Source organism: Pedobacter sp. T50_32 (assembly GCF_057652195.1).
The window spans coordinates 646,097-660,826 of the sequence record NZ_JBYFBY010000001.1 but is presented as its reverse complement, the minus strand read 5'-3'; the positions used below and the strand labels follow the sequence as shown (position 1 = coordinate 660,826).

The following is a 14,730-nucleotide window of genomic DNA, read 5'->3' as shown; positions in this document are numbered from 1 at the left end:
TATGCAAGGCAAACTCATTATATTTTCGGCTCCATCTGGTGCTGGCAAAACGACTATCGTAAAACACTTGTTGAGCAAGTATAACAACTTAAGTTTCTCGATTTCGGCAACTACGAGAGAGTTGCGTGGCGACGAAACTAACGAAAAGGATTACTATTTTATTAGCAAGGAAGAGTTTTTACATAAAGTTGCCCACCAAGAGTTTGTTGAATTTGAAGAGGTTTACAGCGGTACTTTCTACGGCACTCTACGTTCGGAAATTCAACGCATTTGGGACGAAGGCAAACATGTGATTTTTGATATTGACGTGGAAGGTGGTTTGCGTTTGAAACGTAAATTTGAAGAAGATGCTTTGGCGATTTTCGTGCAGCCACCATCTTTAGAAGTATTAAAAGAGCGTTTGGCTGGCAGAGGAACTGATAGCGAAGAAAAGCTGCAAGAGCGTTATGCAAAAGCGGAAAAGGAGTTGTCTTACGCTGATAAATTTGATGTAATTCTAAAGAATTTTGAACTGAAAACAGCTTGCGCTGAGGCGGAGGAATTGGTTGGAAATTTTTTGAAAAGTTAGCAGTTTTTTAATAGTTCGTCATTGCGAGGTACGAAGCAATCTTAAAGCGCTCTGTCATTCTGAGCGCAGCGAAGAATCTGTTTGCATTTAGAACAGATCTAACAGATTCCTCCTATCGTCGGAATGACAAAAAAAATTGCTTCATACCTCGCAAAGACGATATAGTTTTATAAAATGATTGGCTTATTTTTCGGTTCCTTTAACCCCATTCACATTGGGCACTTGGTAATTGCCAATTACATGGCTACCTATACCGACTTGAAAGAAGTTTGGTTTGTGGTATCTCCGCATAATCCTTTAAAGCTAAAAAGTGGCTTGGCAGATATGTACGACCGCCTAGAAATGGCTCGTTTAGCTACAGAAAATGCACCTCATTTAAAGGTTAGCGATATCGAATTTAAGTTACCACAGCCATCTTACACTATTGATACTTTAACTCATTTGAAGGAGAAATTTCCAGAAAAGGAGTTTGCTTTGATTATGGGTGCTGATAATTTATCTTCCTTCAAAAAGTGGAAGAACTACGAGCTTTTACTCGAAAATCATCAATTGTTTGTTTATCCAAGACCAGGAATTGACTTGAGCGAATGGGAAAACCATCCGTCTGTAACCGTTACAGAAACTCCTCAAATGGATATTTCTTCAACATTTATCCGCAATGCGATTAAGCAAGAAAAAAGCATCCAGTTTTTAGTACCGGATGCTGTAATTGATTTTATGGATAAGAAAAGTCTTTATAAATAATTACGATTTTAGACTTACGAATTACGATTGGGCTGATGTATAAATCTAAAATCGTAACTCGTCAATCGTAAATCTTCTTATCCTTTCCAGCCGTCTTTTAACGAAACCACTCGGTTAAATACCAAATGATCTGCTGTACTGTCTTTATCTAAACAGAAGTAACCTTTGCGGATAAACTGATAACCTGTCCCTAAAGTAGCATCAGCTAAAGCAGGTTCGATGTAAACATTGCTCAAAACTTCTTTACTATTAGGATTTAAGTAATCTTTAAAATCGCCTTCTTCTGCATCGGGAGAAACTACGCTGAATAAACGGTCGTACAATCTTACCTCTGCAGTCTTCGCGTGTTTAGTACTTACCCAATGGATAGTTCCTTTAACGGTAAGTCCGCTGGTATCGCTACCACTTTTCGACTCTGGGAAATAAGTACAGTGAATTTCAGTCACATTTCCATCGGCATCTTTCACAAAGTTATCGCACTTCACAATGTAAGCAAACTTTAAACGAGCCATTGCTCCTGGCGCCAAACGGAACCATTTTTTAGCAGGCTCTTCCATAAAGTCTTCACGTTCTATCCAAAGTTCTTTACTGAAAGGAATTTCTCTTGTACCACCTTTATCTTCTGCTTCTGGGTTGTTTTCTCCAATTAGGATCTCACCATCACCCTCGTAGTTAGTAATTACCAATTTAATTGGGTCTAGAACCGCCATTGCTCTGGTCGCTTTCTTATTCAAATCCTCACGGATACAGAACTCTAACAAGCTCAGCTCAATTAAATTCTCTCTTTTGGCAATACCAATGCGCTCGCAAAACTCTCTGATACTTTCTGGCGTGTAACCTCTTCTTCTCAAGCCGCTAATTGTAGGCATTCTCGGGTCATCCCAACCAGAAACCAAGCCTTCGTTAACCAATTGCAACAACTTGCGCTTACTCATTACCGTGTAGGTAAGATTTAAACGTGCAAATTCGTATTGTTTAGATGGGAAAATACCCAACTGGGCGATGAACCAATCGTATAATTCTCTGTGCGAAACATACTCCAAAGTACAGATAGAGTGAGTGATATTTTCGATGCTATCGCTTTGTCCATGAGCAAAATCGTACATCGGATAAATACACCAAGCATCTCCAGTACGGTGGTGGTGCGCATATTTGATACGATAAATAATCGGATCACGCATCAACATATTGGTGCTAGCCATATCGATTTTTGCACGTAAAATACAAGCACCGTCTTCAAACTCACCAGCTTTCATTTTGGCAAAAAGCTCCAAATTCTCTTCAATGCTTCTATCTCTGTATTTGTTTGGAGTACCAGGTTCGGTTGGTGTACCTTTTTGAGCCGCAATTTCTTCAGCTGTGCTCTCATCTACATAAGCAAGCCCTTTTTCAATTAACTGTACAGCATATCCGTGCAAAGTATCGAAATAGTCAGATGCGTACAACTCGTTTTTCCACTGAAAACCTAACCATTGGATATCTTCCTGCTGGCTGTTTACATATTCGGTTTTTTCAGTAACTGGATTGGTATTATCAAATCTTAGATTGGTGTAACCTCCGTATTTCTGCGTTAAACCAAAGTTTAAGCAAATTGCCTTTGCATGGCCAATGTGCAAATAACCGTTTGGTTCTGGCGGAAAACGTGTTACCAACGTTTCGTACTTTCCACTTTTTAAATCATTCTCTATAATTTCTTCTATAAAGTTTAATGATTTTTCCTCGCTCATATAATTGTGTTATTTAAACCTCAAAGTTAACCAAATTTAGGGTATTTTAAAGTGTTCAGAAATCAGTGTTAGTTCCAGTTGGGCACTTTACAAATTACAGTAATAAAACCATCTAACAATTCAGCAATTCAAAATTTTACTACATTTACATTTGTCAAGTACACCAAATATGAACAAAACTTTAAATGGGCCCATCAGGGTTCTTGTAGCTAAAGTAGGCTTAGATGGCCACGATAGAGGAGCGAAAGTAATTGCTACTTCTCTTCGTGATGCTGGCATGGAAGTAATTTACACTGGCCTAAGGCAGACACCCGAAATGGTGGTAAACACTGCCTTACAGGAAGACGTTGATGCGATAGGAATTTCTATTCTATCAGGTGCACACATGACTGTTTTTCCAAAAGTGATAGAAATTATGAAGCAAAAAGGGCTTACCGATGTTTTAGTTACTGGAGGAGGGATCATTCCAGATGCCGACATGAAAAAACTACAGGAAATTGGTGTAGGACAGCTTTTTCCTCCGGGCACAACAATGAAAGACATTGTAACCTATATTGAAAACTGGGTGGTAGCACACCGAAATTTTTAACGATCATGAATTATCAGCAGATATTAGCAGAATTGAACAGCGGCACTTTAAAAATCACGATTAATCGTCCGCAAAAACTTAACGCACTAAACAAAGAGGTACTAACAGAACTGTCTGCCGCAATTGCTTCAGCGCAAAGTGATAAAAAAGTTAAGGCAATTTTAATTACAGGTGCTGGTGAAAAAGCTTTTGTTGCTGGTGCTGATATTTCCGAATTTCAGAACTACAATCTCGAAGAGGGTAAGCAATTGGCTAAAGACGGGCACGACAATGTGTTTAATGCTATCGAAAACTCAACAAAGCCTGTAATTGCAGCTATTAACGGTTTTGCGTTGGGCGGAGGTTTAGAATTAGTAATGGCCTGTCATATTAGAATTGCCAGCGAAAATGCTAAACTTGGTTTGCCAGAGGTTACTTTAGGTTTAATTCCAGGATACGGAGGTACACAACGCTTAGCACAATTGGTGGGCAAAGGCTTAGCTTTCGAAATGATTTTCACTGCAGATATGATTACCGCAGAAAAAGCACTTCAAATCGGTTTGGTAAATCACGTTGTTGCGCAAAGCGATTTGTTAGCAAAGGCCGATGAATTGATAGAAAAAATAAAATCTAGAGCACCATTAGCGTTGGCAAGTGCAATAAGAGCAGTAAATGCGGGCTTTAATCCAAAAGCAGATGGCTACCAAACAGAGATTGACGAATTTGGCAACTGTTTCAATACCGACGATTTCAAAGAAGGCACTACTGCTTTTTTAGAAAAGCGAAGGGCAGAATTCAAAGGGGCTTAAAATCTATTCCATGAGGTGATATCCATCGCTTTACTCCCTTTACGTTTACCTTTTGTAAAAAAGTGTAGAAAAAATTTCCCATTCGCTTTTTTTTGTATATTTTAGCTATTATAACGTACGTTAAGTAATTGTATGAAGAAAATATTAATAGTTGACGATGAGATAAATATCGGATTACTGCTTTCAAAATTTTTAACAAGAAATTCTTTCGATGTAACCAGTGCAACAAGTGGCAGCTCTGCGATGGAATATCTTTCTAAAGATCACTTTGATTTAGTGCTTTGCGATTACCGGTTGGAGGACACCGATGGTAAAGAAATGCTCGTTAAAATCAAAGAAAGCTATCCAAAAACTGGCGTAATTATTATTACTGGCTATTCTGATATTAAATTGGCTGTGGAGTTAATCAAGCTTGGTGCTTATGATTATATCACAAAGCCGTTATATCCTGATGAGATCTTAAACACGATCAACAAAGCGATTGAAACACAAATTGCTTTAAATGAAAGTACACCAGAAGTAGAAACAGCAAGCGGCCAAGATAAACCCAAAACAGGTAAAGGAAATTACACTTTCACCGATGAGTTTGTGATTGGGCAAAGCGGAGCTTCTAAAGATTTGATGAAACAGATTTTGTTAGTTGCACCTACAGCTTACAGTGTTATTTTAATGGGAGATAGCGGCACAGGTAAAGAATCTGTAGCTAAAGCTATTCACTTAAACAGCCCTAGAAAAGACAAACCTTTTGTGGCTATGGATTGCGGTTCATTAACTAAAGAATTAGCCGGAAGCGAATTTTTTGGTCACGAAAAAGGATCGTTTACGGGCGCCTTATATACCAAAATTGGTCATTTCGAAATGGCAAATGGCGGAACTCTATTTTTAGATGAGGTTGGAAATCTATCTTACGATATTCAAGCGGCCCTATTAAGAACGGTTCAAGAACGCAAAATTAAACGTATTGGAAGTACCAAAGAGATTGATTTAGACGTAAGGATTATTGTAGCAACTAATGAAAATCTTCAAGATGCCATTTCCAAAGGCAGATTTAGAGAGGATCTTTATCACCGCTTTAACGAGTTTTTGATTAATCTACCTCCTATAAGCCAAAGAGGCAAAGATATTTTAGCGTTTGCAGAAAGTTTCTTACAGTTGGCCAATCAGGAGTTAAATAAAAACATCAAAGGTTTTTCTGAAGAGGTAGTAGATTGTTTTTTAACCTACAACTGGCCAGGAAATGTTAGAGAGTTGAAGAATGTAGTTCGCAGGGCAACACTACTTACAGAAACTGATGAAATTCAGCTTAAGGCACTTCCCCTAGAAATTTCTACATATGCTAAAGCACCGGCATTAAATAGTTTTGCTTCAGCATCCGCAGAAAACACAGAGCGCAACAAACCTAGAGATTTGAAAAATGCGGCTCTTGAGGCAGAGTATGAGACCATCCTTAAAGTACTAAGAGAAGTAAATTTCAATAAAACAAAAGCCGCCAAAATTTTAAATATTGACAGGAAAACTCTTTACAATAAGATGAAAGCAATTGACCTCGACAATAAATAACAGTGCTCAATCTATTTAAAAAATCTGGGCCTTCTCGGTTTAAAAACCGCTACAATATTTCTAAAAAAATATTATGGATTGTAATGTTGCTTTGCATAGCTCCATTACTTTCTGTGGTTTTAGATATTGCCTTTGGAAATGTTTCGGAGAAGGTTCTTTTTTTTAACCTAAACACTAATTTTTACACAAGTGTTTGGACCACTTTTGGTATAGCCGCAGCGTTATTTACGGGCGTACTAGCCATGATAGATTATAACATCAGAAAAGAGTTAACGATCACACTTTTTGGCATTACGCTTTTCATTTCTGCTATTCTAGACGTTTACTACCTATTGATTTTAAATGAAAACGCGAACGGCTTTGCCAATGCCTCGGGCACGCTATATTTCATTTGGTGGATTAACAGGATGTTTTATTCACTAACGTTATTGATCGGTACTTTCGTTTACCTCAGAATAAAATCTAAAAACCTGCGTAGTTTAGAGCAAAAACGTGAAATTTTATGGAGAACTGCCATTTTTTGCTTTTTTGCCGGTATCACCTGTGTGCTAATCATTGCAAACACTGATGCCATTTTACAGCACAAATTAGTGTTTGACAAAGTAGTTCAAATCGATTTATTTTCTTTCCTTCCATTAATTCTACTATTTGTTTGGGCAGCCTTCTTTTTGCCTAAATTTATGCTTCGTTTTCATAGTATCTTTTCAAAACTGCTTATTTTAAGTATTGCGCCGCTTCTGTTAGCTCAGTTATTTATGGCTTTGAGTACCAATGCGTTCGATACTTATTTTAATGCAGCGCACTACCTCCGTTTTATTAGCTATTTGGTTCCTCTAACAGGTATTATCCTTAACTATGTAGAAACGGTTAGAAACGAGCAACGTATTATTGCCAAATTAGATGTGGAAGTAAGGGAAAAACAGGCGTTAACGGCAAACTTAATAGAACGAGAAGGCTTGTTAGCAAATGCAGAAAAAATCTCTAAGCTGGGTAGTTGGGAGCTCGATATCAAAACAAATTCCTACAAATGGTCTGACGAATTGTACCGAATTTACGGCTTCGAAGGTAATTCGTTTCAACCAACACATGCTATTGCGGAGAAGGTAATTGTACCAGAATACAACCAAAAATTAAGCAAAGAATTATCTAATGCGGTTAAGAATAAAACATCTTTTGCTGCAGAATATCAAATTATTCAGCCTAATGGCGAAAAAAGATATGTGTTAAATCAAGGCTACTTTGCAGGTAAAGAGCACAAATTGGTAGGCACCATCCAAGACATTACCGAACTTAAAGAAGCCACACTTAAGCTGAGGAAAAATGAAACTTTGCTACGTGAAGGTGAAGCAGTTTCTAATAACGGCAGCTGGGAATGGCACTCTAAAAACGAGTACATGTTCTGGTCTGATGAGATGTTCAACATCCATGGCTACCTACCGCACTCTACCGTTGTCACCATTAATTCTTATTTCGGTTTTGTGCACCAGGAAGATGCTGTAGAGCTCAAGAGAGTATTTGCCGAAGCCAGGTCGAGTAAAACATCATTCAAAGCTAACTATAGAATTATTAGGCCAAATGGCGAAATAAGGCATGTTTCTACCACGGCGAAGTTTAAAGAAGACGAAATTGGCGATGGTTATTCTTATTTAGGAAATACGCAAGATGTTACGCAGCTAAAAGAAACGCAAAGGAAGCTTGAAGAAAAGATAAACGAACTAAATGTTTCAAACAAAGATCTAGAGCAGTTCGCTTATGTGGCTTCGCATGATTTACAGGAACCGTTAAGAAAAATTAGAGCGTTTGGCGATCGATTAAAAACCAGATTTACCGAGCATATCAACGAAGAGGGACAAGATTACATAGAAAGGATGCAAAACGCTGCAGAGCGAATGCAGATTTTGATTGACGACCTTCTTGCCTTTTCAAAGGTTACCCGAGAGGCCAAAGAATTTCACAAAATCAACCTTAATGAATTGCTCACAAAAGTATTGCACGATCTAGATTATACCATAGAAACCGCCAATGCCAAAATTTCGTTATCGGTAAGTGAAGAGGTAGACGGAATTGCCGCACAACTAGCTCAAGTGTTCCAAAATATCATTAGTAACTCTTTAAAATTCACCAAACCAGATACACAGCCAGCAATAGATATTTCTTCACAAACATTATTGGGAAGCGCTATTCCAATAACAGGAATTTCCCAGGGCTCGACTTATTGTGTGGTTAAAATTACCGACAACGGTATTGGCTTCGACGAGAGCTATGCCGGCAAAATTTTCGATCTATTTCAGCGCTTACACGCAAGAACAGAATATAAAGGAACTGGCATTGGGTTGGCCATCTGCAAGAAAATTGTAGAAAACCACTCTGGCTTTATCTTCGCAAAAAGTAAAGAAGGCGAAGGAGCTTCATTTTTTATCGTTTTACCCCTTAAACCTAACGCGGCTCCATGACAAAAATGCACCCACTTATTTTAATTGCCGAAGACGACCCTGATGATGCTTTGATGCTTAAAGATGCTTTTTCAGAAATTAACCAGAACTCAGTCACCTTTTTAAACAACGGAAAATTATTGATAGAACATATACAAAAATTATTGCTTGATAATGAAATGCCTAATTTGGTAGTTATAGATTTAAATATGCCAGTGTTAGATGGTAGAGGAGTAATTAAAGAACTCCGAAAAAGCGATCAGACCAAAAACATACCATTAGTAGTGCTATCTACAACGAAGAATAAAGAAGATATCGACTCGGTAATGGAACTTGGCGCAGATCAGTTTTTTACCAAACCAGCTTCTTTTAAAGATTTGGTGAATATCACTATCAATATGGCAAGCAAATGGCTTTAACCTAATGTAAAAATATGAACAAAATAAAGGTTTTATTAATTGATGATGATGAAGATGACTATATCATCACCAAAGATGTTTTTAATCGTATAAATGGAGCCGAAAGATATGAACTTACTTGGATAGACACGTTTGAGAAAGGCATTAATGCCGTGTTAAAACATCAGTTCGATATATATTTGGTAGATTATAGATTGGGCAAACACACCGGTGTTGAATTGGTTAATGAAGCCGTACTTTCGGGCATCAAAGAACCCATCATTATTCTAACAGGCAAAGGCGATTATAAAATTGATGAAGAGGCGATGAATGTTGGTGCGGCAGACTATCTGATCAAAGATAGAATTGAGCCCGACACTTTAGACCGCAGCATCCGCTATGCGCTAAAACAAAGCGAAACTTTAAAGGCCTTAAAAGAAAGTGAAAATAAATTCAAGATCATTTTCGACAAAGCGAAAGAACCTATCTTAATTTCTGATTATACCGGTAAAATACACGATATCAACAAAGCTGGCCTACAATTTTTTGGTTACCACATCAAAGAAATGTTAGAACTTAACGATAGAAGTTTATTCTACACACAAGAAGATCGTGAAAATTTCATTCAAGAATTAGAGACCAAAGGCGCTGTGAGCGATTTCGAATGTCAGATGGTGTCGAACAAAGGACAGGTTTATTTTTGTAGTCTATCTTCTTTTTTGCAGATAGATCCGCAAAATATGGTAGAAGTTTATCATACCATTATCCACGATCTTACACACCGTAAGCACCAAGAAACTAAGTTCATACACGAAAGCAAGTTCTCTATCTCAGAACATATCGCAAAAGGCTTTGCAGAGGAAATAAGAAATCCGTTATCAACCATTAACTTGGTTTTATATGACCTTACCACCGACGAGAGTTTGGCTTACAACGAAAATCTTCAATCGAACCTGGAGACGATAAAGAACAACATAGACGACATCAATCAGCTTACCCGCAATTTCATTGAGAGCACGGAGAACAAGCCTATCTCTACTCAAAAAATTGGCATTAATCAAGTTATTGAAGAGGCTCTGGCAGAAATCAGCGATTTAATATTAGGACACCGGATCGTGCTGGAGAAACATTTACTTCCTTCAGAGGTATACCTATCTATCGATAAAAAGCAAATCAAAAAAGCTTTGGTTAACATTCTAAAAAATGCGGTAGAAGGCATGGAAAACTATCCAAAAGTACTGAATATTAGCAGTATCAACGATAGTGGATTTTACTCTATACTCATTGAAGATAATGGTAAAGGCATCAATCAAGAGTTAGAACATCAAATCTTTGAACCGTTTTTTACAACCAAGAAAGATGCAGAAGGTTTAGGTTTAACAGAAGCTGAAAGAACCCTATTAGCTCACAATGGTAATATTGTCTTTAAACCGCAAGATAACGGAAGCTTATTTGTAGTGCAACTGCCTATCGATTAATTTAGCTCAATAAAACCCTTTTTACAGAAACTAGTTAATACCAATTACCGTATAAACAAACATCGAAAGATCTAAAGGCAGGTGACTTCACCTGCCTTTGTATTTATAGTAAAATAATCTGTTTCTAAAATTTAACTCAAAATCGGAGTAATATTTGTTTTTGGTTTGTTAAGGCTCTTTTTTTAACTATATTGGGATATTCGGTTTGAAGGAAGACGATGTTTAGATAAAAAACAAAAACTTAAAACAATTTTTATTTTTAGGTAGTTTAAACAGTATAGTTTAGATAACTTTTCATTTTTTAACATAAAACTATAAAAACATGAGCGATAACTCGAAAGTAGTAGTAGCCTTATTAGCAGGCTTAGCTGCAGGAGCAGCATTAGGAATACTGTTTGCACCTGATAAAGGTACTGACACTCGCGACAAGCTAGGTCAATCTTTGAAAGATTTTGGCGACTCGATTAAAGACAGAGCTGCAGATGAAATTAACAATTTAAGTAGCTTAAAAGACAAAGTGGTTAACTCTATCAAAGGTAAACTTCGCGACGTAGAACAAGAATATTCTGACGAAGTAGAACACGTGTAAGACACCTCTAATAAACGGTAATGGAAGAAAAAAAAGAAAAAAATATTGAAGAGCTCGTAGCCGATGCTAAAAGTTATGTGGATAGTCGTTTAGATTATATCCATTTAAAATCGGTGAAGAAGGGTTCTAAATTATTTGCCGACCTAATTACCAATACGGTAGTTGTAGTTTGTTTCCTTTTGGCCTTTTTGCTTGGCACTATTACACTTGCTTTATATCTCGCAGAGGTTTTTGGCAGTTTGGTAGCAGGTTTCGGTTGCGTGGCTGGTATTTACTTGCTTTTATCCATTATCGTTTTCCTTACCAAGGATAATATTATAGAGAAGATTTTGGTGAATATGTTTATTAGGAAATACTTTAATAAAATAGCAGATAAAGACGATGAGGCATAAAGACATAAAATCCTTGGCAGAATTAGAAATAGAAATTAGCCGTGTTAAAGTAGATTATCAGCTAAAAGAAACACAGCTAAAGGAAGATGCAAAAACTTATATCAAGCAGTTTTCTCCTATAAACCTAATTAAGAATTTTCTGAATCCGCAAAGCTTGACAAAGTTTGACGAAAAGACAAATATAAGCGGCACGATCATGTCGTTTCTATTGCCGCTTTTCTTGAATAAAACTGTATTCAGAGGCTCTGGCTTTTTGACCAAAAGTTTGGCGGCTTTGGTTTCTGGCAAGGTTGGAAAATCTTTAGATGCCGAAAGTATAACTGGTCTTTTTAGTAAAGCAAAATCGTTATTTACGTCGCTAACTTCTAAAAGAAAAAAAGCTGATGTAAATTTTGTAGACTATGGTATTCCGCCAGACAGCGAAACTTATTAAATGTTTATCTTCAAAAAAGAAATTTAAGCTCCTAATTCACATTAAGAGCTTTTTTTATGAGATTATTTTCCTTTGTAAATCAAAAACACAGTAGGCTTTTTATGCAAGTCTATTTTCTCTTTTTGCCAAAGGCTGATGGGTAATGTTTTGATATACTCATCTTCGGCATTAATATTACAAGCTACGCACAACTGCGTAGTTGGCTGACAGTTCTTCAAAATATCCTCGAATAAATGGTTATTTCTAAAAGGAGTTTCCATAAAAAGTTGCGTTTGCCTATAACGTTGCGAAAGCTGTTCTAAATCCTTAATTCGCTTTACTCTATCTCCTTTATCAATTGGCAAATATCCGGTGAAAGCATAACTCTGTCCACTAAAACCAGATGACATTAGCGCCTGCAACATTGCGTTAGGTCCAACCAAAGGCACCACTTTAATATTTCTACGATGCGCCTCTGCTACAATTTCTGCTCCTGGATCTGCTACTCCTGGGCAACCAGCTTCGCTCATTAAGCCTACATTTTTCCCTTCATTTAACTCCTTAAAGAACGGCGCTAAGGAGCTTCCTCTTTTATGCTTACCATAATCGTGGATTACCAATTCACTTTGTGGAATTTTCAAACCAGCTTCCTTTAAAAATTTACGGGCTGTTTTTTCGTTCTCTACAATATAGGTATGGATACTATTAATGGTATCTACCAAATATGGCGTAAACGATTTATGAGCGGCATTATCTGCCAACGGAACTGGAACTAGAAAAAGTGTACCTTTTTGCATGAACAAAATTAAAATTTTCAAAAACAACGAAGTGCAACAATTGTTTTGTTAGACTCGAAACTGTATCAAATTTAGTTCTGCCAATTCTCATAAATGACATAATTTCAATACAGAAATCTACACTTCATTGGCGAAACTTACGTTAATTATACTAAACACGCAACTTTATTGTGGCATTAAGGGCGTTTAACGTTCTATAACACAATTTGGATTTTAAATTGATATATACACAACGTTAGGTTAATTATAAATATTTAAAACACACAGACATGAAAACCTTGATCAAATTTCCGGCAATGATGCTCGGGCTTTTGCTCCTCCTCACCGGAACCACACAGAGCGCAAAAGCACAGTACGATGATGTTTCTTTGCAAACATTCTACGACGAGTTATCGCCTTATGGCACTTGGATCAACGATCCAGAGTACGGCTACGTTTGGCGACCAGATGTAGACCAAGCCGACTTTAGGCCTTATTACAGCAATGGTCGTTGGGCTATGACAGAGTATGGTAACACTTGGGTATCAAACTACGAGTGGGGATGGGCACCTTTCCACTATGGCCGTTGGATGTATAACAGGTACAACAACTGGGTTTGGTTACCAGATACTACTTGGGGACCAGCTTGGGTAGATTGGAGAAGTGGTGGCGGATACTACGGTTGGGCACCAATGGGACCAAGCATTAACATCAACATTAATATTGGACGCCGTTATGTAACCCCAGATTATTGCTGGAACTTTATACCAAGCGGCCACATTTATTACAACAGCTATCCACGTTACTACAGTGGTAGAAACAGAGTTTATATCCAAAACACGGTAATCATTAACAATACTTATGTTCGCAACAACAGAACGTATTATAGTGGCCCGAGGATTGACGATGTAAGAAGGGCAACAAACCAAAACGTAACTGTTTACAATGTTTCTAGAACCAACAGAACAGGTGGCAATAGAATTGAAAACAATACTGTTAATGTTTATGCGCCACGCCCAAGTAGAGGTAGCGACAACGCCAAAGCTGCACCAAGAGAAGCAGTAAGAGGTAGTATCACTAGAGATAGGATTGAAAGAACCAGTCCAGCAAGTAGAAGCGGACGAGGTACTGATAATGGCTCTTACACTACCAATAATAATGGCAGAAGCGATAGATTTGGCAGCAGAGGCAACGACAATAACAATACTGGTCGTGGAGAGCGCACAGAACGTGGGGAGCGTACACAACGTAACACAGACGTAACGATGCCTAGTAGAGAAAGCAGAGAGCGTGCAGGAAACGATAGCGGTTCTATCTTTGGAAGATCTAGAGATAGAGGAACTGTAACTACGAACGAACAAAATAATCGTGGTACTGAGAACAGAGGAAGTTCAACAACTCCTCCAACCAACCAAGAGCGTATAGAGCGTAACGACCGTTTTGGAAGAGGGAGAGAGCGTAGTAGTGAAAATATTCCTTCTCGTTCTTCATCATCAGAAGGTAGAGTGCAACAATCTGCACCTCCACAAAGGACAATGGAGCGTCAGCAACCACAAAGAACTGAGCGTGTAGAGCGTTCGCAACAACGACCACAGCAATCATCTGGTTCTAGCAGTAGATCAGGAGAAAGCTCAGGAAGATCTAGCCGAGGCGAGGGCAGCGGTAGACCCGGAAGGGGTTAAACAAAATGGAAGGGTGGCCTAGGGTCATCCTTTCTATTAAATTTTTATATTTACCTTAAAAAACAAAGAATCATCATCAATGAAAAAAACCATCTTAACTCTCGCTATTGCACTAGGTGCAACCACAGCATTTGCACAAACAAGTTTAACATCAAAACTTAATCAAGCTACAAAAACAGCTACAACGGCCAACAATCAGGCAGCAAAAACAGTAACAACAACCGCTAGCAACTATGCTTCACAAGCATCTAAAATTGCTACTACGTTAAACTCGGCACTAAGCCTAACTAACACACAAAAGCCGCAAGTATCTTCTATCGTTACCAGCTATTTAAAAAGCAAGGCAGGCTTATCATCGTTAGCTACTACAAATGCAAGCGCTTACACTTCAAAATTAAGCGGCTTAAACTCTGGTATGCTTTCTAAAATGAAAGGCGTACTAACCGCAGTTCAATACGCAAAATTATTAGGCTTAAAAACCTCGCCTACAGTAGATGCCGTTTCTGCGCTATTTATTTAAACACAAAAAATATTTCACCAAAGGGGAAGCAAAAGCTTCCCTTTTTTGTTTTATCTTCGATCTTATATTTTAGAA

The 14,730-nt window shown here is 37.8% G+C and carries 15 protein-coding genes; 13 read left to right on the top strand and 2 right to left on the bottom strand.

Translation table 11 applies throughout. The features are described 5' to 3' along the window. Window position 1 precedes the first annotated feature (1 nt). Window positions 2-568, top strand: a complete 567-nt coding sequence (gene gmk / locus AC23ME_RS02875; RefSeq protein ID WP_487726239.1) for a guanylate kinase — start codon at window positions 2-4, stop codon at window positions 566-568. A gap of 174 nt (window positions 569-742) precedes the next feature. Next, a complete protein-coding gene (gene nadD, locus AC23ME_RS02870) occupies window positions 743-1,312 on the top strand; it encodes a nicotinate (nicotinamide) nucleotide adenylyltransferase (protein ID WP_487726238.1) in 570 nt (189 codons plus the stop codon). Between the two features lie 77 nt (window positions 1,313-1,389). Here the strand turns inward: nadD and AC23ME_RS02865 are convergent, their stop codons facing one another. After that, complete coding sequence (locus AC23ME_RS02865) at window positions 1,390-3,039, bottom strand: glutamine--tRNA ligase/YqeY domain fusion protein (RefSeq protein WP_487726237.1); 1,650 nt, start codon at window positions 3,037-3,039, stop codon at window positions 1,390-1,392. Window positions 3,040-3,208: 169 nt separating this feature from the next. Here AC23ME_RS02865 and AC23ME_RS02860 point away from each other — a divergent pair, with 169 nt between their 5' ends. The 9 genes from AC23ME_RS02860 to AC23ME_RS02820 all read left to right on the top strand — a co-directional run bounded on the left by AC23ME_RS02860 (window position 3,209) and on the right by AC23ME_RS02820 (window position 11,698). Further along, window positions 3,209-3,628 (top strand): cobalamin B12-binding domain-containing protein, encoded by a 420-nt coding sequence (locus AC23ME_RS02860; RefSeq protein ID WP_487726236.1) that lies wholly within the window; start codon window positions 3,209-3,211, stop codon window positions 3,626-3,628. A gap of 5 nt (window positions 3,629-3,633) precedes the next feature. After that, complete coding sequence (locus tag AC23ME_RS02855) at window positions 3,634-4,416, top strand: enoyl-CoA hydratase/isomerase family protein (protein WP_487726235.1); 783 nt, start codon at window positions 3,634-3,636, stop codon at window positions 4,414-4,416. A 132-nt stretch (window positions 4,417-4,548) separates the two neighbouring features. Beyond that, window positions 4,549-5,976 carry a sigma-54-dependent transcriptional regulator gene (locus AC23ME_RS02850; RefSeq protein ID WP_487726234.1) on the top strand — a complete coding sequence of 476 codons (1,428 nt, stop codon included), beginning with the start codon at window positions 4,549-4,551 and terminating at the stop codon, window positions 5,974-5,976. Window positions 5,977-6,059: 83 nt separating this feature from the next. Further along, complete coding sequence (locus AC23ME_RS02845) at window positions 6,060-8,429, top strand: PAS domain-containing protein (RefSeq protein WP_487726233.1); 2,370 nt, start codon at window positions 6,060-6,062, stop codon at window positions 8,427-8,429. After that, window positions 8,426-8,827: a response regulator gene (locus AC23ME_RS02840; protein ID WP_487726232.1), complete on the top strand. Its 402-nt coding sequence runs from the start codon at window positions 8,426-8,428 to the stop codon at window positions 8,825-8,827. Before AC23ME_RS02845 ends, AC23ME_RS02840 begins: the two co-directional genes overlap by 4 nt. 14 nt (window positions 8,828-8,841) lie before the next feature. Then, window positions 8,842-10,284 (top strand): two-component system sensor histidine kinase NtrB, encoded by a 1,443-nt coding sequence (locus AC23ME_RS02835; RefSeq protein WP_487726231.1) that lies wholly within the window; start codon window positions 8,842-8,844, stop codon window positions 10,282-10,284. Between the two features lie 322 nt (window positions 10,285-10,606). Next, window positions 10,607-10,873 carry a YtxH domain-containing protein gene (locus tag AC23ME_RS02830; RefSeq protein ID WP_308851343.1) on the top strand — a complete coding sequence of 89 codons (267 nt, stop codon included), beginning with the start codon at window positions 10,607-10,609 and terminating at the stop codon, window positions 10,871-10,873. A 20-nt stretch (window positions 10,874-10,893) separates the two neighbouring features. Then, entirely contained in the window at window positions 10,894-11,265 is a 372-nt protein-coding gene (locus tag AC23ME_RS02825; RefSeq protein WP_487726230.1) for a phage holin family protein, read from the top strand. Then, on the top strand, window positions 11,255-11,698 hold the full coding sequence (locus AC23ME_RS02820) for a hypothetical protein (protein WP_487726229.1): 444 nt from the start codon (window positions 11,255-11,257) through the stop codon (window positions 11,696-11,698). Before AC23ME_RS02825 ends, AC23ME_RS02820 begins: the two co-directional genes overlap by 11 nt. A gap of 62 nt (window positions 11,699-11,760) precedes the next feature. Here the strand turns inward: AC23ME_RS02820 and AC23ME_RS02815 are convergent, their stop codons facing one another. Beyond that, the gene (locus AC23ME_RS02815) at window positions 11,761-12,474 is read right to left on the bottom strand and encodes an SAM-dependent methyltransferase (RefSeq protein WP_487726228.1); all 714 of its coding nucleotides are present in this window, start codon (window positions 12,472-12,474) and stop codon (window positions 11,761-11,763) included. 269 nt (window positions 12,475-12,743) lie between these two features. Between AC23ME_RS02815 and AC23ME_RS02810 the strand changes: the two genes are divergently transcribed. Beyond that, on the top strand, window positions 12,744-14,135 hold the full coding sequence (locus tag AC23ME_RS02810) for a DUF6600 domain-containing protein (RefSeq protein WP_487726227.1): 1,392 nt from the start codon (window positions 12,744-12,746) through the stop codon (window positions 14,133-14,135). Between the two features lie 79 nt (window positions 14,136-14,214). Then, on the top strand, window positions 14,215-14,655 hold the full coding sequence (locus tag AC23ME_RS02805; RefSeq protein ID WP_487726226.1) for a hypothetical protein: 441 nt from the start codon (window positions 14,215-14,217) through the stop codon (window positions 14,653-14,655). Window positions 14,656-14,730 lie beyond the last annotated feature (75 nt).

Excerpts from the sequence above, each read along its gene's own strand:
- gmk (WP_487726239.1), top strand. The coding sequence starts at position 2 with ATGCAAGGCAAACTCATTATATTTTCGGCTCCATCTGGTGCTGGCAAA.
- nadD (WP_487726238.1), top strand. The coding sequence starts at position 743 with ATGATTGGCTTATTTTTCGGTTCCTTTAACCCCATTCACATTGGGCAC.
- AC23ME_RS02865 (WP_487726237.1), bottom strand. The coding sequence starts at position 3,039 with ATGAGCGAGGAAAAATCATTAAACTTTATAGAAGAAATTATAGAGAAT.
- AC23ME_RS02860 (WP_487726236.1), top strand. The coding sequence starts at position 3,209 with ATGAACAAAACTTTAAATGGGCCCATCAGGGTTCTTGTAGCTAAAGTA.
- AC23ME_RS02855 (WP_487726235.1), top strand. The coding sequence starts at position 3,634 with ATGAATTATCAGCAGATATTAGCAGAATTGAACAGCGGCACTTTAAAA.
- AC23ME_RS02850 (WP_487726234.1), top strand. The coding sequence starts at position 4,549 with ATGAAGAAAATATTAATAGTTGACGATGAGATAAATATCGGATTACTG.
- AC23ME_RS02845 (WP_487726233.1), top strand. The coding sequence starts at position 6,060 with ATGTTGCTTTGCATAGCTCCATTACTTTCTGTGGTTTTAGATATTGCC.
- AC23ME_RS02840 (WP_487726232.1), top strand. The coding sequence starts at position 8,426 with ATGACAAAAATGCACCCACTTATTTTAATTGCCGAAGACGACCCTGAT.
- AC23ME_RS02835 (WP_487726231.1), top strand. The coding sequence starts at position 8,842 with ATGAACAAAATAAAGGTTTTATTAATTGATGATGATGAAGATGACTAT.
- AC23ME_RS02830 (WP_308851343.1), top strand. The coding sequence starts at position 10,607 with ATGAGCGATAACTCGAAAGTAGTAGTAGCCTTATTAGCAGGCTTAGCT.
- AC23ME_RS02825 (WP_487726230.1), top strand. The coding sequence starts at position 10,894 with ATGGAAGAAAAAAAAGAAAAAAATATTGAAGAGCTCGTAGCCGATGCT.
- AC23ME_RS02820 (WP_487726229.1), top strand. The coding sequence starts at position 11,255 with ATGAGGCATAAAGACATAAAATCCTTGGCAGAATTAGAAATAGAAATT.
- AC23ME_RS02815 (WP_487726228.1), bottom strand. The coding sequence starts at position 12,474 with ATGCAAAAAGGTACACTTTTTCTAGTTCCAGTTCCGTTGGCAGATAAT.
- AC23ME_RS02810 (WP_487726227.1), top strand. The coding sequence starts at position 12,744 with ATGAAAACCTTGATCAAATTTCCGGCAATGATGCTCGGGCTTTTGCTC.
- AC23ME_RS02805 (WP_487726226.1), top strand. The coding sequence starts at position 14,215 with ATGAAAAAAACCATCTTAACTCTCGCTATTGCACTAGGTGCAACCACA.